24 protein-coding genes are annotated in these 23,294 nt (G+C 70.4%); 8 read left to right on the top strand and 16 right to left on the bottom strand.

Going from position 1 to position 23,294, the window contains the following annotated elements; genetic code table 11:
* Positions 1-3 precede the first annotated feature (3 nt).
* From B0A89_RS07335 to B0A89_RS07315, 5 genes are all read right to left on the bottom strand, one after another.
* Positions 4-456, bottom strand: a complete 453-nt coding sequence (locus tag B0A89_RS07335) for a hypothetical protein (RefSeq protein ID WP_085377584.1) — start codon at positions 454-456, stop codon at positions 4-6.
* Entirely contained in the window at positions 453-1,193 is a 741-nt protein-coding gene (locus tag B0A89_RS07330; protein WP_085377583.1) for a pyridoxine 5'-phosphate synthase, read from the bottom strand. The genes B0A89_RS07335 and B0A89_RS07330 overlap by 4 nt, the downstream gene beginning before the upstream one ends.
* A gap of 28 nt (positions 1,194-1,221) precedes the next feature.
* Positions 1,222-2,079: a 4-(cytidine 5'-diphospho)-2-C-methyl-D-erythritol kinase gene (locus tag B0A89_RS07325; RefSeq protein WP_085377582.1), complete on the bottom strand. Its 858-nt coding sequence runs from the start codon at positions 2,077-2,079 to the stop codon at positions 1,222-1,224.
* Positions 2,076-4,049, bottom strand: a complete 1,974-nt coding sequence (locus tag B0A89_RS07320; protein WP_240558440.1) for a tetratricopeptide repeat protein — start codon at positions 4,047-4,049, stop codon at positions 2,076-2,078. The genes B0A89_RS07325 and B0A89_RS07320 overlap by 4 nt, the downstream gene beginning before the upstream one ends.
* A gap of 92 nt (positions 4,050-4,141) precedes the next feature.
* On the bottom strand, positions 4,142-5,797 hold the full coding sequence (locus B0A89_RS07315) for an electron transfer flavoprotein-ubiquinone oxidoreductase (RefSeq protein ID WP_085377581.1): 1,656 nt from the start codon (positions 5,795-5,797) through the stop codon (positions 4,142-4,144).
* Between the two features lie 225 nt (positions 5,798-6,022).
* On the opposite strand from B0A89_RS07315, the gene greA reads away from it, so the two are divergent.
* The 3 genes from greA to B0A89_RS07300 are packed head-to-tail and all read left to right on the top strand — an operon-like array spanning position 6,023 to position 8,691.
* Complete coding sequence (gene greA, locus B0A89_RS07310; protein ID WP_085378812.1) at positions 6,023-6,493, top strand: transcription elongation factor GreA; 471 nt, start codon at positions 6,023-6,025, stop codon at positions 6,491-6,493.
* Positions 6,486-7,418, top strand: coding sequence for a hypothetical protein (locus B0A89_RS07305; protein WP_085377580.1), 933 nt, complete (start codon positions 6,486-6,488; stop codon positions 7,416-7,418). Before greA ends, B0A89_RS07305 begins: the two co-directional genes overlap by 8 nt.
* Before the next feature lie 28 nt (positions 7,419-7,446).
* Complete coding sequence (locus B0A89_RS07300; protein ID WP_085377579.1) at positions 7,447-8,691, top strand: glycerate kinase type-2 family protein; 1,245 nt, start codon at positions 7,447-7,449, stop codon at positions 8,689-8,691.
* 340 nt (positions 8,692-9,031) lie between these two features.
* Here the strand turns inward: B0A89_RS07300 and leuB are convergent, their stop codons facing one another.
* Positions 9,032-10,153, bottom strand: coding sequence for a 3-isopropylmalate dehydrogenase (gene leuB / locus B0A89_RS07295; protein WP_085377578.1), 1,122 nt, complete (start codon positions 10,151-10,153; stop codon positions 9,032-9,034).
* 148 nt (positions 10,154-10,301) lie between these two features.
* Here leuB and B0A89_RS07290 point away from each other — a divergent pair, with 148 nt between their 5' ends.
* Entirely contained in the window at positions 10,302-10,709 is a 408-nt protein-coding gene (locus tag B0A89_RS07290; protein ID WP_240558438.1) for a hypothetical protein, read from the top strand.
* A gap of 10 nt (positions 10,710-10,719) precedes the next feature.
* Here B0A89_RS07290 and B0A89_RS07285 read toward each other — a convergent pair whose 3' ends face one another.
* The 4 genes from B0A89_RS07285 to leuC all read right to left on the bottom strand — a co-directional run bounded on the left by B0A89_RS07285 (position 10,720) and on the right by leuC (position 14,974).
* On the bottom strand, positions 10,720-11,619 hold the full coding sequence (locus tag B0A89_RS07285) for a DUF2270 domain-containing protein (RefSeq protein ID WP_240558437.1): 900 nt from the start codon (positions 11,617-11,619) through the stop codon (positions 10,720-10,722).
* Complete coding sequence (locus B0A89_RS07280) at positions 11,616-12,716, bottom strand: endonuclease/exonuclease/phosphatase family protein (RefSeq protein ID WP_240558435.1); 1,101 nt, start codon at positions 12,714-12,716, stop codon at positions 11,616-11,618. The genes B0A89_RS07285 and B0A89_RS07280 overlap by 4 nt, the downstream gene beginning before the upstream one ends.
* A gap of 7 nt (positions 12,717-12,723) precedes the next feature.
* Complete coding sequence (gene leuD, locus B0A89_RS07275; RefSeq protein ID WP_085377576.1) at positions 12,724-13,329, bottom strand: 3-isopropylmalate dehydratase small subunit; 606 nt, start codon at positions 13,327-13,329, stop codon at positions 12,724-12,726.
* Between the two features lie 208 nt (positions 13,330-13,537).
* Positions 13,538-14,974 carry a 3-isopropylmalate dehydratase large subunit gene (leuC, locus tag B0A89_RS07270; protein ID WP_085377575.1) on the bottom strand — a complete coding sequence of 479 codons (1,437 nt, stop codon included), beginning with the start codon at positions 14,972-14,974 and terminating at the stop codon, positions 13,538-13,540.
* A gap of 274 nt (positions 14,975-15,248) precedes the next feature.
* On the opposite strand from leuC, the gene rsfS reads away from it, so the two are divergent.
* Together rsfS and rlmH are read left to right on the top strand one after the other, a co-directional pair.
* Positions 15,249-15,743 (top strand): ribosome silencing factor, encoded by a 495-nt coding sequence (rsfS, locus tag B0A89_RS07265; protein WP_085377574.1) that lies wholly within the window; start codon positions 15,249-15,251, stop codon positions 15,741-15,743.
* Between the two features lie 18 nt (positions 15,744-15,761).
* Positions 15,762-16,235, top strand: coding sequence for a 23S rRNA (pseudouridine(1915)-N(3))-methyltransferase RlmH (rlmH, locus tag B0A89_RS07260; protein ID WP_085378809.1), 474 nt, complete (start codon positions 15,762-15,764; stop codon positions 16,233-16,235).
* On the opposite strand, the gene B0A89_RS07255 is transcribed toward rlmH, so the two are convergent.
* Positions 16,232-17,770 carry an ArnT family glycosyltransferase gene (locus tag B0A89_RS07255; RefSeq protein ID WP_085377573.1) on the bottom strand — a complete coding sequence of 513 codons (1,539 nt, stop codon included), beginning with the start codon at positions 17,768-17,770 and terminating at the stop codon, positions 16,232-16,234. The genes rlmH and B0A89_RS07255 overlap by 4 nt on opposite strands.
* Positions 17,767-18,588, bottom strand: coding sequence for an LOG family protein (locus B0A89_RS07250; protein WP_085377572.1), 822 nt, complete (start codon positions 18,586-18,588; stop codon positions 17,767-17,769). Before B0A89_RS07250 ends, B0A89_RS07255 begins: the two co-directional genes overlap by 4 nt.
* Positions 18,589-18,692: 104 nt before the next feature.
* Between B0A89_RS07250 and dapD the strand changes: the two genes are divergently transcribed.
* On the top strand, positions 18,693-19,517 hold the full coding sequence (dapD, locus tag B0A89_RS07245) for a 2,3,4,5-tetrahydropyridine-2,6-dicarboxylate N-succinyltransferase (protein ID WP_085377571.1): 825 nt from the start codon (positions 18,693-18,695) through the stop codon (positions 19,515-19,517).
* 26 nt (positions 19,518-19,543) lie between these two features.
* Here the strand turns inward: dapD and B0A89_RS07240 are convergent, their stop codons facing one another.
* Both B0A89_RS07240 and B0A89_RS14595 read right to left on the bottom strand, forming a co-directional pair.
* Positions 19,544-19,756 carry a hypothetical protein gene (locus tag B0A89_RS07240; protein WP_085377570.1) on the bottom strand — a complete coding sequence of 71 codons (213 nt, stop codon included), beginning with the start codon at positions 19,754-19,756 and terminating at the stop codon, positions 19,544-19,546.
* Between the two features lie 24 nt (positions 19,757-19,780).
* On the bottom strand, positions 19,781-19,936 hold the full coding sequence (locus tag B0A89_RS14595; protein WP_157115277.1) for a TM2 domain-containing protein: 156 nt from the start codon (positions 19,934-19,936) through the stop codon (positions 19,781-19,783).
* A gap of 167 nt (positions 19,937-20,103) precedes the next feature.
* Between B0A89_RS14595 and B0A89_RS07235 the strand changes: the two genes are divergently transcribed.
* A complete protein-coding gene (locus B0A89_RS07235; RefSeq protein ID WP_085377569.1) occupies positions 20,104-20,352 on the top strand; it encodes a GlsB/YeaQ/YmgE family stress response membrane protein in 249 nt (82 codons plus the stop codon).
* Between the two features lie 72 nt (positions 20,353-20,424).
* Here the strand turns inward: B0A89_RS07235 and B0A89_RS07230 are convergent, their stop codons facing one another.
* Both B0A89_RS07230 and B0A89_RS07225 read right to left on the bottom strand, forming a co-directional pair.
* Complete coding sequence (locus B0A89_RS07230) at positions 20,425-21,690, bottom strand: lytic murein transglycosylase (RefSeq protein ID WP_157115276.1); 1,266 nt, start codon at positions 21,688-21,690, stop codon at positions 20,425-20,427.
* An 80-nt stretch (positions 21,691-21,770) separates the two neighbouring features.
* Positions 21,771-23,285: a YifB family Mg chelatase-like AAA ATPase gene (locus B0A89_RS07225; RefSeq protein ID WP_085377568.1), complete on the bottom strand. Its 1,515-nt coding sequence runs from the start codon at positions 23,283-23,285 to the stop codon at positions 21,771-21,773.
* Positions 23,286-23,294: the final 9 nt, after the last annotated feature.

The raw sequence follows: 23,294 nt of genomic DNA, 5'->3' as shown, positions 1-23,294 counted from the left end.
GGTTCAGGGCACCAGATCGGCCGCGATCGCGCCGGAGTTCTGGTCGATGGTCACGGTCAGCGTGGCGGGGCGGCCCTGCCCTGACCGGGGGTCAAAGCGTTTGGCCGGAATGGTCAGCGTCAGCCCGCGCGCGGGGTCATAGCTGCCCTTGCGCCCCGGAAAGTCGAGATCGTAGAACCCCGACCCCTCGGCGCTAAGCGAGACGATCCGGCAGCGGCGCGCGCCGATCTCATCGAGCGGCGGCGCCAGCACCAAAAGCTGCACCGGGGCGCCTGCCGGCTCAATCGTGTCCAGCACCGCGACCCGGATGGCGCCCTGGGCATAGCTTGCGGAATGCTGCTCCCACGGCTCGGCCAGGTTCCAGGCGCTGGCGGTTCCGTCGCATTGGCGCACCGCCGCCGCATGACCGGACAGCGGGGCGAGGGCCGCGGCCGCGATCAGGACCGGCCGGATCATGCCGGCGCCCGCGCCGCATCCATGCGCCGGCGCATCTGCGCGATCGCGGGACCAAGGCCGGTAAAGATCGACTCGGCGATCAGGAAATGGCCGATGTTCAGTTCGGCGATCTGCGGCAGCGCGGCGATCGGGCCGACCGTGTCGAAGGTCAGCCCATGGCCCGCATGCACCTCGAGCCCCAGCGAGGCGGCCAGGCGCGCGCCCTCGGCCAGGCCGGCAAGCTCGGCATCGCGCCGGGCGATGTCGCCTGCGGTGTCGAAATCGCAATAGGCCCCGGTGTGCAGTTCGACGACGGCCGCGCCGGCGGCGGCCGCAGCCTCGATCTGGCGGGGATCGTGGCCGATGAACAGCGACACGCGGCTGCCCGCCTCGCGCAGGGGGGCGACATAATCGGCCAGGCGCGCCAGATCGCCGGCCACGTCCAGCCCCCCTTCGGTCGTGCGTTCCTCGCGCTTTTCGGGAACGAGGCAGACAGCATGGGGGCGATGGCGCAGGGCGATCGCCTGCATTTCGGCCGTGGCCGCCATTTCAAGGTTCAGCGGCACGTCAAGCGCATCGGCCAGATGCGCGATGTCGGCATCCGAAATATGGCGGCGATCCTCGCGCAGATGCGCGGTGATGCCGTCCGCGCCGGCCTGCTGGGCCATCAGCGCGGCGCGCAGCGGATCGGGCCATGGCGTGCCGCGCGCGTTCCGCACGGTGGCGACATGGTCGATATTCACACCCAGACGCAGCATCACGCCCCCCTTTCCTGCTGCACCAGCCTTAGCCCTGCGGCAATGCGAGGGGTAGCCCCTCGATGGTGCGGGTGGCCCTGACCCACCAGTCCGGCCGCGCTGCGGCCAGGCGCGCCGCGGCCGCCTCGGCGCCTGCGCCATCGGCAAAGATGCCAAAGCAGGTCGCCCCCGAACCCGACATGCGGACAAAGCCCGCCCCCTGCCCGGCCAGTGCCGCCAGGCAGTCGCCGATGACCGGCGCCAGGCGCAGCGCGGGGCCTTGCAGGTCGTTGCGCGTCTGCCCCAGCCATTCCAGCAGCGCCGCGCGCGTGCCCCCGCCCCAAGGCGGCAGCCCCGGATTGTCCCGCCGCTCCAGCGCCGCGAAGACGGCAGGGGTGGGCACCTCGATGCCCGGATTGACCAGTACCAGATCCAGCAGCGGCAGCCCGGCCACAGGGTCGAGCAGCTCGCCCACCCCGCGCATCCGCAAGGGCGCGCTGACCAGGCAGGCGGGCAGGTCGGCGCCCAGCATCTCGGGGCGCCGGGGCACACGGCCGAGCGCGCGCAGCACCGCAGCCGCATCGGCCGTGCCGCCCCCGATTCCCGAGGCGGGGGGCAGATGCTTGTCCAGCGTGATCGCAGCCCCCGCCCCGACCGCACGCGCCGCGCGCAGCACCAGGTTGTCCTCGCCGCCGGGGACAGCATGGGCGAACGGTCCCGTCAGGCGCAGCGACGGGGGGCCGGGCGCAACCGTCACCCTGTCGCCCAGCGCCGTGAACACCACCAGCGAATCGAGCAGGTGATAGCCGTCGTCCCGCCGCCCCGTGACGTGCAGCGCCAGGTTGATCTTGGCCGGCGCCGGCTGGGTGGCCGGCTGGGTCGCCGGCTCGCGGGCGGGGGCGGTCACGGCTTGGGCGGCGCGTCCGCAGGGGCGGAAGGCGGCAGGGACGGATCGGCGGCCTCGGCCGGGGCGGCCGCCGGGCCGGGGGCGGGGGGCGCAGGCGGCTGGCCGAACCCTTGCGGCAGCTTGCCCCCATTGGCCTTTTCCGCGGCCAGCACCGCATCCAGCCCGACCTCCAGCTTGGCGCGGATGCGGTTCAGGTCGGTGTCGGTATCGTCGGGCTTGTAAAGGCTCAGCGCCCGTTTCCACTGGATCTCGGCCTCGCGCTTGCGCCCGACCATCCAGTAGATGTCGCCCATATGGTCATTGACCAGACTGTCCGAGGACATGGCCGCGACCGCCTTTTCCATCGGATCGACGGCCTGGGCATAATGGCCCATGCGGTAATGCGCCCAGGCCAGCGAATCGAGGATGTAGCCATCGTCCGGGCGCAGCGCCACGGCCTTTTCGATCAGCTTCAGCCCCTCGTTCAGCCGGATGTTGCGATCGACCCAGCTGTAGCCGAGATAGTTCAGGATCGGCGCCTGCTCCGGCTGAAGCTTGAGCGCGGCCTGAAAATCGGCATCCGCCCGGTCGAACTGGCCGGTGCGTTCCAAGGCGATGCCGCGCGCATACAGCGCAAACCAGCTTGCCTGCGGATCATCCGTCTTCTGCAGCCGCTTGAGCGCCTCGTCATAGACGGGCACGGCCTCGGCAAAGCGGTCATGCTGGCGCAGCAGATCACCCAGCGCCATCCAGGCTGCGGGCAGATCGGGCCAGGCCTCGGTCAGGCGGCGGGCGGCCGCCTCGGCATCATCGCCCCGGCCGGCGCGGGCCAGCGCGTCGATGCGGGAAAGCTCGGCGCCGGGGCGCAGGTCGCCCTTGGCGCGCAGGCCGTCGAATTCCTTTTCCGCCAGGTCGAACTGGCCGGCCGATTGCAGCAACTGGGCCGCCAGCAACTGCGCATCGGCCATCTGCGGGTCAAGATATTGCCCCAGCCGCGCATAGATCAGCGCCAGCTGATCGGTATCCTCGCCCCCCATCAGCACCCCGCCGAAGGTGACGAAGACCTGCGCCAGCCCCGCAACCGGCGATCCGACCACGTCGAAGGGCAGCGTTTCGCCAGCCGCCAGCCGGGCGCGCATCGCCTTCAGCGACGGCTCTGTCTCCAGCGCGTCGACGCCATCCAGCACCTTGATGGCCTCGTCATTGCGCTCCAGCTGGGAAAGCACCTGGACCCGCGCGGTGATGCCGCCCAGATGGCCCGACGCCTCGGGCGCGCGCAGCGCCTTTTCGGCCGCCTCGTAATCCCCCACGCTGGCCTTGGCCAGCGCGAGCTGATACTGCGCGATCCCCCCCGCCCCGCGGGTCTTGGACAGATGCTCCAGCGTGGCGAAGGCATCCCCGGCGCGGCCCGCGCCCAGTTGCGCCCAGGCGCGGATCATGCCGTCCAGCAGCGGCCCCGCCGCCCCGTCGGCGGTCGAGGGCCGCTCGTCCAGCGATTTCAGGACGCCCGCCCAGTCGCCCTTGCGGGCCATTTCCACGCGCGCGATCAGCCCGGCCAGTTCGGTCGCCTTGTTCGAGCGCACGAGATTGTCCGACAGCGCGACGGCATCGCCCATCTCACCAGCCGACACCAGCGACACCAGCGCGCCATCCTGCAGGAAGATGTCGGCCGGATCGTTCCGCACGGCCTGGCGGAAATAGCGCGCGGCAGGGGCATAATCGCTGCGCGCCGCGGCAAGGCGCGCGGCAAGGTAGGGGCCGGCGCGGCCGGGGACGGGCGCCATCGCGGCAGCAGGCGCGGCCGGATCGCGCGCGCCGTCCGTGGCGGTGCGGGGCTGCGTTCCGGCCGGGGCGGCCTCCGCCTGCGCAAGGCGCAGCGGCAAGCCGGTCAGGGATGCGGCGCGGGGCGCGGCGGAAAGCGCGGCGGGGGCTTGGGCCATGGCCGGGGCGCACAGCCCGCCGGCCACCGCGAGGATCAGGATAGGTTTCATCGCTGGCAACGGCCCCGCATCGGCTGATGGACGAGCCCCGACCCTAGCGATTGCCGCAGGCGGCGGCAACGCCGGGTCTGCGGGCGATGCGCTCACATGTTGGGATAATTCGGCCCGTCGCCGCCCTGGGGGGTCGTCCAGACGATGTTCTGCGAGGGGTCCTTGATGTCGCAGGTCTTGCAATGGACGCAGTTCTGGAAATTGATGACGAACCGCGCGCCCTCAGGAACGCTCGCATCCTCGACCACCTCATAGACCCCCGCCGGGCAGTATCGCTGCGCCGGTTCGGCATATTCGGGCAGGTTGACCCGGATCGGAACGCTCGGGTCCTTCAGCCGCAGGTGGCAGGGCTGGCTTTCCTCGTGGTTGGTAAAGGAAAAAGCCACATTGGTCAGCCGGTCGAAGGACAGCTTGCCGTCGGGCTTGGGGTAGTCGATCGGCTTGTATCGGGCGGCCTTGCCGGTCGCGGCAGCGTCGGTCTTGCCGTGCTTCCAGGTGAACAGGACGTTGCGGTTGAAGATGCCCGCCCCCCACATGTCGATCCCGCCCAGCATCAGGCTGCCGATCATGCCGGTGCGCGACCAGGCCGGCTTGACGTTGCGCACCCGCTTGAGATCGCGCGCGATCTCGCCCGAACGGACATCGGCCTCATAGTCGGTCAGCTCGTCGCCCTCGCGCCCGGCCTTGATTGCGGCGGCAGCCGCCTCGGCGGCGGCGATGCCGGACAGGATGGCATTGTGGTTGCCCTTGATGCGGGGGACGTTCACGAAGCCCGCCGAACAGCCCAGCAGCGCCGCGCCCGGCACGGTCAGTTTCGGGATCGATTGCCAGCCGCCCTCGCTGATCGCCCGCGCGCCATAGGCGACGCGCTTGCCGCCCTCGAGCAGTTCGGCAACCATCGGGTGGTGCTTGAAGCGCTGGAACTCGGCATAGGGATAAAGATAGGGGTTGGCATAGTTCAGGTGAACGACGAAGCCGATGAACACCTGATTGTTCTCGGCATGATAGATGAAGCTGCCGCCGCCCGCATTCTTGCCCAGCGGCCAGCCCATCGTGTGAACGACCGTCCCCTCGCGGTGCTTGGCGGGGTCGATCTCCCAGATTTCCTTCATGCCGATGCCGAACTTCTGCGGCTCGTGCCCGGCGGACAGGTCGTATTTCTCGATCAGCTGCCTGGCGAGGCTGCCGCGCACGCCCTCGGCGATGAAGACATACTTGCCGCGCAGCTCCATCCCCGGCTCATAGGACGGGCCGGGGGTGCCGTCCGACTGCTTGCCCATTTCGCCCGCGACGACGCCGGCGACGCGCTCGCCCTCCATGACCAGGGCCGAGGCGGCCATGCCGGGAAAGATCTCGATCCCCAGCCCCTCGGCCTGCTCGGCCAGCCAGCGGCAGACATTGCCCATGCTGACGATGTAGTTGCCGTGGTTGGACATCAGGCGCGGCATCGGCCAGTTGGGGATGCGCACCGAACCGGACGGGCCAAGGACGACGAAGCTGTCGGACTTGACCTCGGTGCGGATGGGGGCGCCCTTTTCCTTCCAGTCGGGGATCAGCGCGTTCAGCCCCACCGGGTCCAGCACCGCGCCCGACAGGATATGGGCGCCCACCTCGGACCCCTTTTCCAGCACCACGACATTCAGATCGGGGTCGATCTGCTTGAGGCGGATGGCCGCTGACAGGCCCGCCGGCCCGGCGCCGACGATCACCACGTCGAATTCCATCGATTCGCGTTCGATATCGGCCATGGCTGCTTTCCTCGTGACGGTGGCGGGGCTTGGTCGGTTGATAGCTGCATATTCACATCCGGGGCGTGAAACAACCGCAAGGCTCCGTGTCGCTGCGGTGCAATCGCCCGCCGCTGGCCCGCCGCCGGGCAAGGGCGCTTGCGTCAGGAACGGCACTGCGCCACGATGCGGCCCGAACCAGACGCCCCCGCGACATTGCCGGGGGCGTTTCCGCACGAGGGCGCGATGGAAAAGATACCGATGACGCGGGCAGGCTTTGACCTGCTGGACGAGGAACTGCGCGGGCTGAAGGCCAATGACCGCCCGGCCGTGATCCGCGCGATCGCCGAAGCGCGCGAACATGGCGACCTGTCCGAGAACGCCGAATATCATTCCGCCCGCGAAAAGCAGTCCTTCATCGAAGGCCGCATCAAGGAGCTTGAGGGCATCTTGTCGCGTGCCGAGGTGATCGACCCCTCGAAGCTGTCGGGCAGCATCAAGTTCGGTGCCCGCGTCACCCTGGTGGACGAGGACACGGGCGAGGAAAAGCTGTTCCAGCTCGTGGGCGAGCAGGAGGCCGATCTTGAACGCGGCCTGTTGAACGTGCGCTCGCCCCTCGCACGGGCCCTGATCGGCAAGGACGAGGGTGACAGCGTCGAGGTGGTCACGCCTGGGGGGCAGAAATCCTACGAGATCCTTGCGATCCGCTATGAATGAGGCGATCGCGCGGCTGCGTTCCCGCCTGGCGGGCCGGCGGGGCGGGGATCGCGCGTCGATCGCGGGTGCCGCGGCCACGCTGGCCTGGGTGCTGCTGGTGCTGCTGTTCTGGCTGGCCGGGCCGTCGGATGGCTCCGCGTCAGGGCTGGGGCGGCTGGCCGCGCTGGTCGGGGTGGTCCTGCCGCTGGTGCTGATCTGGACCGCGGTCGGGCTGGCCCGGATGCTGGCCGACCTGCGTGCCGAAGCGGCCATGCTGCGCGCCCGGATGGAGGCGCTGCGCCCCGACGAGCGTGCCGCGGCCGACCGTGACGCCGCCCTGCCCGCCGCGCCGGGCCGCACTGCCCTTGCCGCGCTGCGCCCGGCCCCGCGCCCCGCCCGGCCCGAGCAGAAGCAGGCCGGCCTGCGGCAGGGCGAGCCGAGGCAGAGCGATCTGCCCCTGGACCCGCCCGAGGCGGTCCGGATCTCGCCGGATGAGCTTGTCGCGGCCTTCGATTTCCCGGACGGGCCGGACGACCATGCGGCCATTGCGGCGCTGCGCAAGGCGCTGGCCGACCCGGAAACGGCGCGCTGCATCCGGGCGGCGCAGGATGTCATCACCCTGCTGGCCGGGCACGGCGTCTATATGGACGACCTGCCCGACAGCCGCGCCGATGCACAGGGCTGGCGGCGCTTTCTGGAGGGCCAGCGCAGCGGCGCGCAGGCGCTGGGCGACATCGGCGACCCGGCCGCGCTGGACACCGCGGCGATGCTGATGCGCGAGGACGAGGTGTTCCGCGATGCCGGCCACCACTTCCTGCGCCAGTATGACCGCACCCTGTCCCGCGCGGCGGCCGACATGAACGACCCGACCCTTGCCGCCGCGGTCGACAGCCGTTCGGGCCGGGCCTTCCGGCTGCTGGCGCAGGTGACGGGCATGTTCGGCTGAGCGGGGAGCCTTGCATGAGGATGCCCGCATGACCCCGGCCGGGCTGCTGCGCGCGATGTTCGACCGCGCCGTGGCCGTCGCCGACCCGATGATCGGCCTTGGGCGCTTTCTGCCGCCCCGGCCGCCGGGACGGGTGCTGGTGGTCGGCGCCGGCAAGGCCAGCGCCCGGATGGCCGAGGCGGTCGAGGCCGCCTGGGGGCCATGCGAGGGGCTGATCATCACCCGGCGCGGCCACGGACGGCCCACCCGCGGGGTGGAGATCGTCGAGGCGTCACACCCCGTTCCCGATGCCGCCGGCCTGGCGGCCAGCGAACGGATGCTGGCCATGCTGCAGGGCCTGGGGCCGCAGGATTTCGTGCTCGCGCTCATCTCGGGCGGGGCATCGGCGCTGCTATGCGCGCCCCGGCGCGGGATCGGCCTTGCCGAAAAGCAGGCGGTCAACCGCGCGCTGCTGGCAAGCGGGGCACCCATCGGGCAGATCAACATCGTCCGCAAGCATCTCAGCCGGGTCAAGGGCGGACAGCTTGCCGCCGCCGCCTGGCCGGCGCGGATGCTCGCTTTGTGCCTGTCGGACGTGCCGGGGGATGATCCGGCCCTGATCGGATCGGGGCCGACAGTGGGCGATCCGTCCAGCCCCGCCGATGCGCTGGCGATCCTGGACCGCTGGGGCATCACCCCGCCGGCTGGGGTCAGGGCGGCGCTGGGCGCGCCGGGCGGGGTTGTGGCGCCGGGCGATCCGCGGCTGGGGCACACCCAGACCGTCGTCTATGCGGCGCCCTCGCTGTCGCTGGACGCGGCTGCCGAGCTTGCGCGGGCCGGGGGCTATGCGGTGCGCTGCCTCGGCGACGCGGTCGAGGGCGAGGCGCGCGCGGTTGCCGCCACCCATGCCCGGCTGGCGCTGGCCGAAGGCGGGCCGCTGGTGATCCTGTCGGGGGGCGAGCTGACCGTAACCCGCCGCGGCGACGGCATCGGCGGGCCGAATGCCGAATATGCGCTGGCGCTCGCCCTCGCGCTGGATGGCGCGCGGGGCATTCATGCGCTGGCCTGCGATACCGATGGGGTGGACGGGGCGGCCGAGATCGCGGGGGCCATGATCGGCCCCAACACGCTGGCGCGTGCCGCGGCGCTGGGCGCCGATGCGGCCGCGGCGCTGGCCCGCAACGATGCGCATGGCTTTTTCGGCCGGATCGGGGGGCAGGTCGTGACCGGCCCCACCCTGACCAATGTCAATGATTTCCGCGCGATCCTGATCGAGGCAGCGCCGCCGCGCTGAGGAAGGCCCCGCCCCCCTGCATTCGCCTGGGTTGACGTCATCATCGGGCCAAGGCGCGGCCATCACGGCGGCGGCCTGAACGCGGCGGGCTGCGGCGGGCCGTCACCCCGTGCCCTGAACTGTTCCGTCGCCAAGCGTCAAGGCGCGGCGGCCCTTGGCCCAAGCCACGGGATGCGGAGCGGCGGGTCCGTCACAAAGGCCCAAATCAAGCCGGCTTCCTGACGCGGCCGGGCCTGCGACCACCCATCCTGCGCCCCACCGGCCGGGCGTCATCGCGCCCCCCCGCATCGCGGCGCAAGGGGCATGCCTGGCCGGCTGGGCCGCGCCCGGTTCTGGCCCCTCAGCCTGCCAGGGCGGCGACGATGTGATCGCCCATCTGTGCGGTGCTGACGGGCGTGCCGCCCTCGGGGCCCATCAGATCGGCCGTGCGCACGCCGTCGGCCAGAACCTTTTCCACCGCCCGTTCAAGCTCGTCGGCCGCCGCCCCTTCGCCCAGCGAATAGCGCAGCGCCATTGCAAAGCTGAGGATGCAGGCGATCGGATTGGCCTTGCCCTGCCCCGCGATATCGGGGGCCGAGCCGTGGACGGGTTCATACATCGCCTTGGGACGGCCATTGGCCATCGGCGCGCCAAGGCTGGCCGAGGGCAGCATGCCGAGGCTGCCGGTCAGCATCGCCGCCGCATCCGACAGGATGTCGCCGAACAGGTTGTCGGTCACGATCACGTCGAACTGCGACGGGCGGCGCACCAACTGCATCGCGCCGTTATCGGCATACATATGGGTCAGCTCGACATCGGGATATTCGTTGTCGTGGACCCACTGCACTTCCTCGCGCCACAGGATGCCCGATTCCATCACATTGGCCTTTTCCATCGAACAGACCCGGTTCGACCGCTTGCGCGCCAGATCGAAGGCCGCGCGGGCGACGCGGCGGATCTCGCCGCTGGTATAGCGCTGGGTGTTGATGCCCACCCGCCCGCCTTCGTTGTCCGGGTTGTTGTCGTCGGCATGGATGCCGCGCGGTTCGCCGAAATAGACGCCCGAGGTCAGCTCGCGCACGATCAGGATGTCGAGGCCGGCGACCACCTCGCGCTTGAGCGAGGAAAAATCGGCAAGCGCGTCAAAACACTGGGCCGGGCGCAGATTGGCGAACAGGTCCATTTCCTTGCGCAGGCGCAGCAGGCCCCGTTCCGGCTTGACGCTGAAATCGAGGCTGTCATAGGCCGGCCCGCCGACCGCGCCCAGCAGCACCGCATCGACCTGCTGGGCCTTGGCCATCGTGGCATCCGCCAGCGGCGTGCCGTGCCGGTCATAGGCAGCGCCGCCGACAAGATCCTCGGACACGTCAAAGCGCATCCCGCGGTTCGCCTGGAACCAGTCGATGACCTTGCGCACCTCGGCCATCACCTCGGGGCCGATGCCGTCGCCGGGCAGGATCAGAAGGGAATAGGGCTGGGACATGATGGCTCCGCGGCGATGGTCAGGAAGGCGAAAAGGCTGCCTACCGCCTAGCCAAGGCCGGACGGACGGTCAAGTTCACGGCCATTTGGCTTGCGGTTGGGCGGCGCAGGGGCCCCTATGGCCAAGCTGCATGGAAGGAGAACGCACCATGACGCGCATGCCTGCCGCCCTGCTGGCGGTTCTGCTGGCATCATCCCTGCTGGCCCGACCTGCGGCAGCCGATACCGGCGCGACCGTGGTGCTGCCCGACACCTCTGCCCTGCCCCCGGCCGAGGCCCGCGCCCTCTTGACCCAGCTTGCCCAGGTCAATGTCATCACCTCGAACTGCCCCGCCTATGCGCTCGGCGATGCCGACTGGACGCTGCTCACCGGCACGGGCGACCAGCTTGCCGCCCAGCTGGGGCTGGACGCCTCGGCCTATGACCGGCAGGTCTATGCGCCGGCCTTCCGCCTTCTGGACGATCCGGGGGCCTGCGACCGGGTCGGGCCGACGGCCGCCGGGCTGATCGGAAGGCTCAGGGCGATGGGGGGCGCGGCCGAAGGCGCGGGACGGTAAGGACGCCCCTTCAGCCCATGCTGCCCCCGCCGCCGTCCGGCCCCCAGCGGGCGCGGTCCACCCGCCAGGACCACAGCGCGACGGCAATCCACATGCCGTTATAGACGACCCCCGCGATCAGCACCGCAACCCCCGGCACTGGACCGATCGCGGCACGCCCGATCAGGTCATGGATATCCTGCGCGGGAAAGGGATGGATGGCGATCTTGCCCCAATAGGCCCCCGACTGGATCGCCAGGATCCAGATGAAGTTGCGGCGCAGCCGCCGCCCCAGCGCCTGCACGAAGCTGATATGGTGGACCGGCGTTTCGTAATCGCGCGCCAGCACGTCGCGCCAGGCCGGATCAACAGGCTGGCCGCGCAGCATGGGGGCGTAAAGATGCGTTTCCATCCAGCGGGCGCGGGCGCGCCAGACGTTGAAATAGCGATAGCGCCGCGCCTCGAACACCAGAAAGACCAGCAGCAGCATGCCCACCACCAGCAGCGGCAGGGACGAGGATGAAGGGCTGGAAAAGGCCGAGGTCAGCGCCACGCCCATCATGACGATCGACCAGTTGGTCGTATTGTCCAGCCGCGTGCGCCACACGGTCGAACGATAGACCTCGCCCCGGTAAAGATGGGCCATCGCGCCAAGCTGCGCCGAATCGAAATCGGACAGGCGCATCGACAGGGTCGCGGCCTGTCCGGCGGCAGGCTGGATGGCGGGCTGGTCCAGCGGATGGGCGGCATTGCGCGGTGGGTCGGCGGACGGGGCAGCCTCGGCCCCATCGGCTTGCAGCAGGGCCGCATCCGGGCCGGCGATGGCGGTGCGCGGCACCCCATCCTCGGGCGCAGGCGGCGTGACGGCGGGGGGCAGCGGCGCCCCCGGCCCTTTCCACATCGCGCCCTCGCCCGCCCTTTCATCCGTCATTGCGCCATCCTTACATCGACCCAGACCAGCCGGTGCCGCGATGCCGCCGCGGCAGCCTCGGCCAACGGCATCCCCGGCGGGGGCCACAATACGCCCGATCCGGTGACCGCCAGATCAGGGGACGGCAACACCAGATCCACGCGCAGGTTCCCGGGGCCGCCCTCGTCAGCCCAGTCGGCCGTGTCCAGCGCCGGATCGCCCCGCTGGCGGGCATTGACGCCCGCCTGCGGAGCGGCGGCGGCTCCTTCGCTGCGCGGGGCCGGGTCGCGGGCGGCAGCGATCAGCGCCCGCAGCGCCTCGGGCCGCCCCTCGCCGTCCTCGGGATCGAGATTGGCCTTGCCCATCAAGGCAAAGCGGCCCGGCGGCAGGTGGCGCAGCCAGAATGCCGCCTCGTCATGGTTGCGCCGGCCATTGCGGTCATCGGGCCCGTCAAAGACCGGCGGCGTCGCCGACCAGGCCAGCAGCGTCAGCCCTCCAGCCGGCAGCGAAACCGGCACCTGCCAATGCGCGACCGAGGACAGGCGCTGCACCGCCGCCACCTCGGGCGGCGCGGGCGGCATCAGGTTGCCCGGCAGATCGCGCCAGAGCGTGCCCGAATGATCCGTCACCTGCCCCAGCGGATGACGCGACAGCACCGCCATCCCGCCCTGCCCCGTGAACAGCCCGAAGCCCTGCGCATCCCCCGGCCCGCCCTGCCGGCCGTCCTGGTCGAGATCAAGCCCCGTCGCCAGCCCCGCATTGGGCTGGCCCGCATGGCGATAGGGGTAATCCGCGCCCGCCTTGGCCAGCAGCGCCGCAAAGGCGGCGAGTGCCTCGCCCCCCCAGTCCCAGTCGAACCCGGTCAGGACCAGCACGTCGGGATCGGCGGCGGCAATCACCTGCACCGCAGCCGCGACCTGCGGGTCCGTGCCCGAACGGATGTCCCTCAGCAGCAGCCCCGGCCCCGCACGCGTCAGCTCGGGCGACCACGTCGCCAGCCGGACCGATCCCTCGGCCGGCGGCTGCAGCCCTTCCTGCGGCACGGGCGCCGCGCCCCTAGCGCCCGGCGCGATGGCCAGCGCCGCCAGCAGCATCAGGGCAGCGGCCCCTGCCCGCATCACCGCCTCAAACCCAGGGCTGGGTCTGCGCGATGCGGCTTTCATAGGTTTCGATCGCGGAAGCCTTTTCCATCGTCAGCCCGATATCGTCGAGGCCGTTCAGCAGGCAGTGCTTGCGATGCGGGTCCATCTCGAAATGATGGGCGGTGCCGTCCGGGGCGGTGACGGTCTGGCTTTCCAGATCGACCGTCAGGCGGGCATTGGCCCCGTTTTCGGCATCGGCCATCAGGGCATCCACCGCCTCTTGCGGCAGGATGATGGGCAGGATGCCGTTCTTGAAGCAGTTGTTGTAGAAGATGTCGGCAAAGCTGGTCGCGATCACGCAGCGGATGCCGAAATCCAGCAGCGCCCAAGGCGCGTGTTCGCGCGAGCTGCCGCAACCGAAATTGTCGCCCGCGACGATGATCTGCGCATCGCGCCAGGCCGGCTTGTTCAGGACGAAATCGGGATTTTCCGACCCGTCGGGGAAATAGCGCATCTCGTCGAACAGGTTCTTGCCCAGCCCCGAACGATGGATCGTCTTGAGGAACTGCTTGGGGATGATCATGTCGGTGTCGATGTTGACCAGCGGCATGGGCGCCGCGATGCCGGTCAGGGTGGTGAAGGGGGTCATGGATGGCCTCTCAGGCGACAAACGGCACGGGACGCATCACCGCATCCCGTTTGCGGTTTCGGAACAGGTCGGGTGGCAGCGGCCAGGGCGGCCTGCGCCCTGCATGAGGCACGGGCCCGTCGGGGCGGCCCCGCGCCGCGGCGCAAGGCCCCTCCCGCGCTAGACGCGGCCCATGGGACGGGGTGCGCGCTGCTGCCGGGCAGGCGCATCAGGCGCGCTCGGCCAACACCTCGCGCACATCGACCAGATGGCCCGCGATGCCGGCTGCGGCCGCCATGATGGGCGACATCAGGTGGGTGCGCCCGCCCCGGCCCATGCGGCCCTCGAAGTTGCGGTTCGAGGTGGCGGCGCAACGCTCGCCGGGGGCCAGCTGGTCGGGGTTCATGCCAAGGCACATCGAACAGCCCGCAAGGCGCCATTCGAACCCGGCCTCGGTGAAGATGCGGTCGAGCCCTTCCTCCTCGGCCTGGGCGCGGACAAGGCCGCTGCCGGGCACGACCATGCCGCGCACCGAGGGCGCGAGATGCCTGCCGCGCACGATCTCGGCCGCGGCGCGCAGATCCTCGATCCGCCCGTTGGTGCAGGAGCCGATGAACACCGCGTCGATGGCGATCCTGTCCAGCGGGGTTCCGGGCGTCAGGCCCATGTAGTCGAGGCTGCGGCGCGCCGCCTCGACCTTGCCGCCCTCGAAATCCTCGGGCGCGGGGACGGCGGCGGTGATCGGCAGCACGTCCTCGGGCGAGGTGCCCCAGGTGACGACCGGGGCGATGTCCTCGGCGCGGATGGTCACGACCTTGTCCCAATGCGCGCCCTCGTCGCTGGACAAGGTGCGCCACCAGTTGACCGCGGCCTCCCATGCGGCGCCCTTGGGGGCGTGGGGACGGCCCTTGACATAGGCGAAGGTCGTCTCGTCGGGGGCGATCAGGCCGGCGCGGGCGCCGCCCTCGATGGCCATGTTGCAGACGGTCATGCGCCCTTCCATGGACAGGGCGCGGATCGCCTCGCCGCAGTATTCGATGACATGGCCGGTGCCGCCGGCGGTGCCGGTGCGGCCGATGACGGCCAGCGTGATGTCCTTGGCCGTGACGCCGGGGCGCAGCGTGCCGGTGATCTCGACCTTCATGTTCTTCGATTTCTTCTGGATCAGCGTCTGGGTGGCCAGGACATGTTCCACCTCGGACGTGCCGATGCCGTGGGCCAGCGCGCCGAAGGCGCCATGCGTCGCGGTGTGGCTGTCGCCACAGACGACCGTCATGCCGGGCAGCGTCCAGCCCTGTTCGGGGCCGACGATATGCACGATCCCCTGGCGCACATCGTTCATCGGGTAATAGTTCAGGCCGAAGTCGCGGGCGTTCCTGTCCAGCTCGGCGACCTGAATGCGGCCTTCGGGGTTTTCGATGCCCATCACCCGGTCGGGCGTCGTGGGCACGTTGTGGTCGGGGACGGCGATCGTCTGGTCGGGACGGCGCACCGTGCGGCCGGACATCCGCAGCCCCTCGAAGGCCTGCGGGCTGGTCACCTCATGCACAAGATGGCGGTCGATATACAGCAGGCAGGTGCCGTCGGGCTGGCGATCGACGACATGGGCATCGAAGATCTTGTCGTAAAGCGTGCGGGGGCCGCTGGCGTTCGGGGTGCCGGTCATGGCTGTCACTTTCGGATTGGCTGGCGAGGCAGGGGACATCGGGCGCGCCCGTCGGGACGCGGCGGCCCTCACGCCCGCGCGGTCACGGTCCGGCTGACGCCGTAAAAGCGGCCGGGCAGGCGGATTCGATCATGGATGTCGAAATACCGGAACATTCCATCACGCTAACGCGCCTTGCGGCCAGCCTGCAAGGGGGAACAGGGTGCATGGCCGCTTGCCGCGGACGGGCCCTGTTGCAACAAATCCCCGGATGCGGTTGAGAAACGGCCGCGCCATGCTATCTTTGTGCCATCCCGGCGCCGGGACGTGCGGCGCGCTGACCGGAGGGAAGCCCCTGTCCACCACTGTCCCGTCGCCCCGACCGGCGACCGCGACCGCCGCGGAACCCAGCCCCAGCCTGCTGGACCGCATCCTGTCCTCGCTTGACGACGACAAGGCCGAGGACATCGTCACCATCGACCTGCGTGGCCGTTCGGCCATGGCCGACCACATGGTCATCGCCTCGGGCCGCAATGCCCGCCAGGTCGCCTCGATCGCCGAGCATCTGATCGACCGCCTCAAGCAGGACACCGGGCGCACCGCCCGCGTGGAAGGCAAGGACACCGGCGACTGGGTGCTGATCGACACGGATGATGTCGTCGTCCACGTCTTTCGCCCCGAGGTGCGCGAGTTCTATCAGCTCGAACGGATGTGGATGCCGGCCGATGCGCTGGGCGGGCTGCGCGCCGATGCGGCGCGCGAGGACGCTGCCGTTTCGCTGACGCGCTGAGCGGACGCGCGGCGGATGATGCGGGTCCGCATCGCGGCGGTCGGCCGTCTGCCCGCCCGTGCGCCCGAGGCCGCGCTGGTCGCGGATTACCTGACCCGCTTCGGCCAGGTCGGCCGGGGCCTCGGCCTCGGGCCGGCAACGGTGGCCGAGGTCGAGGACAGGCGCGGCGGCGGCCGGGTGGCCGAGGCTGCGCTGCTGTCGCGCCAGATTCCTGAAGGCGCGGCGATCATCGCGCTGGACGAACGCGGCCGGGTCCTGTCCTCGCCCGACCTTGCCGAAGCGCTGGCACGCTTCAGGGATCAGGGCAGGCCCGAGACGGCCTGCCTGATCGGCGGCGCCGACGGGCTGCATCCGCCGCTGCGCGAGCAGGCCGATCTGGTGATCTCATTCGGGGCGATGGTCTGGCCGCACATGCTGGTGCGGGTGATGCTGGCCGAACAGCTTTATCGCGCGGCCACGATCCTGGCGGGCGGGCCGTATCACCGGGCCTAGGGCTGCGGCGTCCAGACGCACCAGTCCTCGCCGTAAAAGCGCAGCTGGTGCGCGGGCGGGCCAAGCGGCACGTCCTTGCAGCGCGCGGCCAGCGCCCCGCCGGGATGGGCGGCCAGCCAGCTCGGCGCATCGGCGGGCGACAGATCGTCCAGCGGGCCGGGCAGCCGCCCGGCAAAATTGAACTGCGCCTCATAGCGCCCGCCGGCCACCGCCAGGCCCTGCCGCTGATGGGGGGCCAGCAGACGGGCGATCCGGCCGGCATCGTTTTCGCGGCCGATCCGGGTCGTGCCGATCACCACGCTGGCGCACAGCATGACGCTCATCCCCAGGGCCAGCCCTGCCGGGATCGCCGCAAGCGCCAGCGCCGCCACTGCGGCAAGAGCCAGCGCAAGGCTTGCGGCAAGGGGACCGGCCAAGGGGGACAGGGCCGCCTGCGCCCCGTTCCCCAGCAGGCCCAGCGGCGCCAGTGCCAGCGCCGCGGCGGCCCCGATGACGACCAGCGCCGCGACCCGCGCACCGCGCCAGCCCGTCAGATCCGCCAGCCCCGCCGCCCGCGCCACCAGCAGCGCCGCGGCCGGCATCTCAGGCAGGAGATAGTGCAGCTGCTTGCCCGAAATCACGCTGAACAGCGCCAGCCCTGCCCCGGCCCAGATCACGCACAGCCTGATCCCCCGGTCCGACCATCGCAGCCGCGCCAGCCCCTTCCACATCCCCGGCATCCACAGCCAGGGAAACAGCATCAGCGGCAGGCCGGCGATCAGGAACCACCATGGCCGCGCATGGGCGAAACTGGACACCATGCGCCCGGTGGACTGCTTCCACAGGATGAGATGGCGGTATTCCGGCCCGCCCAGCACGATCGCGGGCACCACCCACAGCGCCACCAGAACCAGCGCCGAGCCAAGCGCCACCGCCGCCCCCCTGAGCAGGCTGCGCCAGCCCGAACAGCCCGGCACCCACAGCGGCGCGCTCGCCAGCGCAGGGCCGAGATGGAACAGGATGACCGGGCCTTTCGCCAGGATGCCGAAGGCAAGCGCGGCGCCGACCAAGGCCCAGGGGCCTGCCCTGTTACCGGCGGCGGCGCGCCGGATCGCCAGCAGGCCCAGCAGCGTCGCCGTGCCCAGCAGGGTGTCGAACATGGTCAGCCCGGCATAGACCTGAAACCCCAGCGCGCCCGCCAGCACGGCCATCGCGGCCCGGCCCGTATCCTCGCCCGGCCACAGGCGGCGGCCCAGCACCCCCGTCAGCCACAGCATCGCCACGCCGAAGGCGGGCGCGACCAAGCGGGCGGCGACCCCGGACGGGCCGACCACCGCCCAGACCAGCTGGATCAGCCAGAACAGCAGCGGCGGCTTGTCCGAATAGAGTGCGCCGTTCTTGTGGGGCAGGACATACTGCCCCGACTGCGCCATCTCCCAGGCCACGGACAGATAGCGCGTCTCGTCGATGGGCAGCGCCGGGCGCAGCAGCACGCCGGCGACCGCGATCAGGGCAAGGCCTCCCATCGACAGAGCGGCCAGGCGGCGCGCGTTCATGGAGCGACCTGCGCATCAAAGCCGTCGATGATCGCCAGGGCCTCCTCGGCGGTTTCGGCAAAGCTGAAAAGGTCCAGATCCTCGGGCGAGATGGTTCCCGCCTCGACCAGCGCCTGCCAGTTGATGATGCTTTCCCAGAAACCCTGCCCGAACAGCACGAAGGGCAGGCGCGCCATGCGCCGCGTCTGGATCAGCGTGAGCGCCTCGAACATCTCGTCAAGTGTGCCGAACCCGCCGGGGAACACGGTGATCGCCCGCGCCCGCATCAGGAAGTGCATCTTGCGAACCGCGAAATAGTGAAAGTTGAACGACAGCGCCGGCGTCACATAGAGGTTGGGGGCCTGCTCGTGCGGCAGCACGATCCCCAGCCCGATCGACTGCCCGCCCGCTTCCAGCGCGCCCTTGTTGCCGGCCTCCATCACACCGGGGCCGCCGCCGGTGCAGATCACCCAGTCCCCGCCGCCTGTCGCCAGGCTGCGCTGCGTGACGGCATGGGCAAACCGCTCAGCTTCGGTATAATAGCGCGCCAGTGCCGCGGTCCGGCCCTGCGCCGCCTCGGCTGGGGCGGGGATGCGGGCGCCCCCGAACATCACCACGGTCGAGCGGACGCCGCGTTCATCCATGATCATCTGCGGCTTGAGCAGTTCGAGCTGCAGGCGCACCGGCCTCAGTTCGTCCCGCAGCAGGAAGTCGGTGTCGGTGAAGGCCAGCCGATAGGACGGCGCGCGGGTCTGCGGGGTGTCGGGTTCATGGGCAGTGATGAGCGCGTCCAGATCGCTGGAGCGCAGCACTTCCGTGCGGTTTTCATCGGCAGGCATCGTCAGACCCTCGTCAAGCGGCCGGTCGGCGTTGCGCGGCCCCTGCCGACCGGCTTATAGCCCATCGGCAGACAATGCCACCCGCCCCCTTGGAAGGAGCCGCCATGTCCGACGCCGCATTGGGAGCCGCCATCGAAACGGCATGGAGCGAGCGCGATTCCATCAGCCCCGCCACCCGCGGCCAATCGCGCGATGCGATCGAGGCGACGCTGGATGCGCTGGACCGGGGCGAACTGCGCGTCGCCGAAAGGCGCGGGGCCGACTGGCATGTGAACCAGTGGGCCAAAAAGGCGGTGCTGCTGGGCTTTCGTCTGAAGGACATGGAAATCCATGCGGGCGGGCCGCAGGGCGGCACCTGGTGGGACAAGGTCGACAACAAGTTCGCGGGCTGGGGCGAAAACCGCTGGCGCGAGGCCGGTTTCCGTGCCGTGCCGAACTGCGTCGTGCGTCGCTCGGCCCATATCGCCAGGGGTGTCGTGCTGATGCCGTCCTTCGTCAACCTGGGCGCCTATGTGGACGAAGGCACCATGGTCGATGCCTGGGCAACGGTCGGCAGCTGCGCCCAGATCGGCAAGCGCGTCCATCTGTCCGGCGGTGTCGGCATCGGCGGCGTGCTCGAACCCATGCAGGCCGGCCCGACCATCATCGAGGATGACTGCTTCATCGGCGCCCGCTCCGAGGTGGTCGAGGGCGTGATCGTGCGCGAAGGCTCGGTCCTGGGGATGGGCGTCTATATCGGGCAGTCGACCAAGATCGTTGACCGCGAGACCGGCGCGATCACCTATGGCGAGGTTCCCGCCGGATCGGTCGTCGTCTCGGGCTCGCTTCCCTCGAAGAACGGCGTGAACCTTTATTGCGCGGTGATCGTCAAGCGGGTGGATGCCCGGACCCGCGCCAAGACATCCATCAACGAATTGCTGCGGGACTGAAGGCGGCGGCGGATCAGCCGCCGCGATCACGCATCGGCCGGCACGGCGTCAGCCCTTGCCGGCGCGCCCAGGGCGGCCATGGCGAAACCCTGGCCCAGCCTGCTGCGCAGCCCGTCCCCGTCGCGCGGGATCAGGACGGGGACCAGGAAAAGATCGGCCAGCACCCAGACCCAAAGGATGGCAAGCGGCACAATGCCGATCCCGAGGGGAAGGGTGATCCGGCCCAGCACCCACAGCACCGAAATCGCGGCGGCCGAGCCGCCCTAGCCCAGATAGCGGCGATGCGCGCCAAAGCCGCCCACCGATACCAGCACCAGACAGGCGATCAGCGGCGATTTCGCGCCATGGCCCACCCGCTGTTCGATGAGTGTCTGTTGCGGGATATCCAGCGCCTTTGATCCGTTCCTCCTCAAGATCATCCGATCCTGGCGCAGGATCGGCCGCCGGCCTTTAACCGGGCACCGACGGGGACCAGGAGACGGGGACCACGAAAAGACGCGGCCCCCTGGCGGAAGGCACGACGCCGATGCAACCCCGCGGCCTTCCGGGCGTTCACTGGTCAATCTTCAGCAACAGGGATCATGCAATGCAAGGATTGGGCTGGATCGCCTCGATCATCGTGGGGGGCCTTGCGGGCTGGATCGCCTCGTCGATCATGGGCACGCATACGGGCGTCATCGCCAATATCATCGTCGGGATCGTCGGCGGGATGGTGGGCAACTGGCTGCTGGGACTGGCGGGCATCAACATGCGCGCGGGCAACGCGATCGCGCAAGGCATCGCGGCGCTGGTCGGTGCCATGTTCATGATCTGGGTAGTGCAGGGCCTCGCCTGACGGCAGGCCAGCCGCCGCACAAAGCTGCGCCGGGAACAAGCCGCTTGTTCCCGGCGCAGTCATGCAAGCCGGTCAGCCCTGGCGCAGACGGCCCAGCAGGGTCGATGTCGCATAGCCGTCGGGCGCGACCCCGATCGAACGCTGATAAGCGGCGACCGCCTCCATCGTTCCGGTGCCCAGCTTGCCGTCGATCTCGTCGCGGTAGAAACCGCGGGCGGTCAGCAGGCGCTGGACCTCCATCCGTTCGGCCTGGCTGAGGGGACGGTCTGACCGGGGCCAGGCGCCGATGATGCCCTGCCGCCCGGCGATCGCCTCGCCCAGATAGACCACGCCTAGCGCGTAGTTGTCCGAATTGTTGTAGCGCAGCACGGAGCGGAAATTGTCTAGGATCAGGAAGGCCGGACCATTCGCCCCCGCCGGGCGGATGATCGAGCCGCTGCCATTGGGCAGGCTGCCCCCGCCCTTGCGGCTGACACCCATCGCGGCCCAGGCAGAGGAGGATTTCCGCGTCCCCTTCCCGACGGCGGCAAAGCCCGAAGGCAGGTCCACCTCGGTCCCCCAGGCCTGCCCGCGCACCCAGCCGTTGCGCGCCAGATAGGCCGCGGTCGAGGCCAGCGCATCGGTCGGATCGTCCGACCAGATGTCGCGCCGACCATCCCCCGTGAAATCGACGGCATAGGACAGATACGAGGTCGGCATGAACTGCGTATGCCCCATCGCCCCCGCCCATGAGCCGAGCATGTGCTGCGCATCCACGTCCCCCGCCTCGATGATGCGCAGCGCGGCGATCAGCTGTTCCTGGAACATGGCCGAGCGGCGGCCGTCATAGGCCAGCGTGGCCAGCGAGGGGATGATCTGCATCTTGCCGCGGTTCGCGCCGAAGTTCGATTCCATCCCCCAGACGGCAAGGACGATCTCGCGCGGGACGCCGTATTGCGCCTCGATCCGGGCAAGCGGTTCGGCATAGCGGGCCAGCATCTGCCGCCCCGTCGCGACGCGCACATCGCTGACCGCCCCGTCGAGATAAAGCCAGACGGGCTTGGAGAACTCGGACTGCTTGCGGTCGAGGCGGATCACCTCGGGGTTGTAGCGGGCGATGGACATCGCGCGGTCATAGGTTGCCGGGCTGATCCCCGAGGCGATGGCGCGGGGGCGGAAGTCGTTGACCCAGCGCTGGAACCCGGCGGCCGTTCCAGGGTCGGTCGCGGGGATCGGCGCAGGCGCACCCGGCCCGGTGCCGACGCCGACCGGAACCCTGATCCCGCAGGAACTCAGCGCCGCAACCAGCGCGGCCGACAGCGCCAGCCGTCCCATGCCCCTGCCGAAATGGATCGTCATCTGCCCTCTCGCCCCCTCGCCTGTGATGAAGCGCAACCTTAGCCGCGACAGCCGCCCGCTGGCAAGCAAGGCGCCGCCCTTCATGCCGCCATGGCAAAGGGAATGCGGTATCCGATGGCCTCGGCAAGATGCGGGGCGCGAACATGCTCGCTGAGGTCGAGATCGGCGATGGTGCGGGCGGTCCGCAGGATGCGGTGATAGCCCCGCGCGCTCAGCCCCAGCCGATCGGCCGCGCGCCCGATGAGATCGCGCCCTTCGGCATCGGGTTCGGCGATCGTCTCGAGCAGCGCGCCCGAGGCATCGGCATTCACGCGCAGGCCCGGATGGGCGGCAAAGCGGGCCGCCTGCCGCCCCCGCGCCGCCGCGATGCGCCCCGCAATCGCCGCGCCTGGCTCTCCTTGCGCCGGGGCGCCCAGATCGGCGATGGCGACGGGCGGCACCTCGATCCTCAGGTCGAAGCGGTCCATCAGCGGACCCGACAGCTTGCCCATGTAATCGGCCCCGCATCGGGGCGCCCGCGCGCAGGCCCGCCCCGCATCGGCAAGATGGCCGCAGCGGCAGGGATTGGCGGCGGCGACCAGAAGAAAGCGGCACGGATAGCGGACATGCGCATTCGCGCGGGCCACGACCACCTCGCCCGTCTCAAGCGGCTGGCGAAGCGTCTCGAGCACCTGCCGCGGAAACTCGGGCAGCTCGTCCAGGAACAGGATGCCGTTATGGGCAAGGCTGATCTCGCCCGGCCTGGCCCCCCTGCCGCCGCCCACGATGGCCGCGACCGAGGCGGTGTGGTGAGGGTCGCGATAGGGTGCCTGGCGCGAGATGCCGCCATCGACCAGCATCCCCGCAAGGGAATGGATCATCGAGGTTTCCAGCGCCTCGGCGGGCGTCAGTTCGGGCATCAGGCCGGGCAGGCGCGCCGCCAGCATCGACTTGCCCGAACCGGGCGGGCCAACAAGCAGCAGATGATGCCGCCCGGCGGCGGCGATCTCGATGGCGCGCTTGGCCCGCTCCTGCCCCCTGACATCGGCCATGTCCGGGCCGGGCGGCGGGCGGCGCAGGCTGCCCGGCGCGGCCTGCGCCAGGGGCGCCCGGCCGGTCAGGTGGTCCACGGCCTGCCGCAGGCCCTGCGGCGCGATGACCGGGACGGCGCCGACCCAGGCGGCCTCGGCCGCGCAGGCGGGCGGGCAGATCAGCATGCGCTGTTCCTCGGCCGCCGCCATCGCGGCGGGCAGGGCGCCGGCCACGGGAACGAGCCGTCCGTCAAGGGCGAGCTCGCCCAGCGAGACCACGGTGGCAAGCTCCTCGGCCGGGATCACCTGCAGCGCGGCGAGGATCGCAAGGGCGATGGGCAGGTCGAAATGAGAGCCTTCCTTGGGCAGGTCGGCCGGCGAAAGATTGACCGTCACCCGCTTCGAAGGCATCGCCACCGCCATTGCCGCAAAGGCGGCGCGGATGCGCTCGCGCGCCTCGCTCACCGCCTTGTCGGGCAGGCCCACGACGTTGAAGGCGGGCAGGCCCGGCGCGACCGCCGCCTGAACCTCGACGAGCCGCGCCTCGATCCCGTCAAAGGCGACACTATAGGCGATCGCCACCATCCCTGCGCC

The sequence above is a fragment of the Paracoccus contaminans genome (assembly GCF_002105555.1).
GTDB lineage: Bacteria > Pseudomonadota > Alphaproteobacteria > Rhodobacterales > Rhodobacteraceae > Paracoccus > Paracoccus contaminans.
This window is presented reverse-complemented; position numbering and strand designations above follow the sequence as displayed.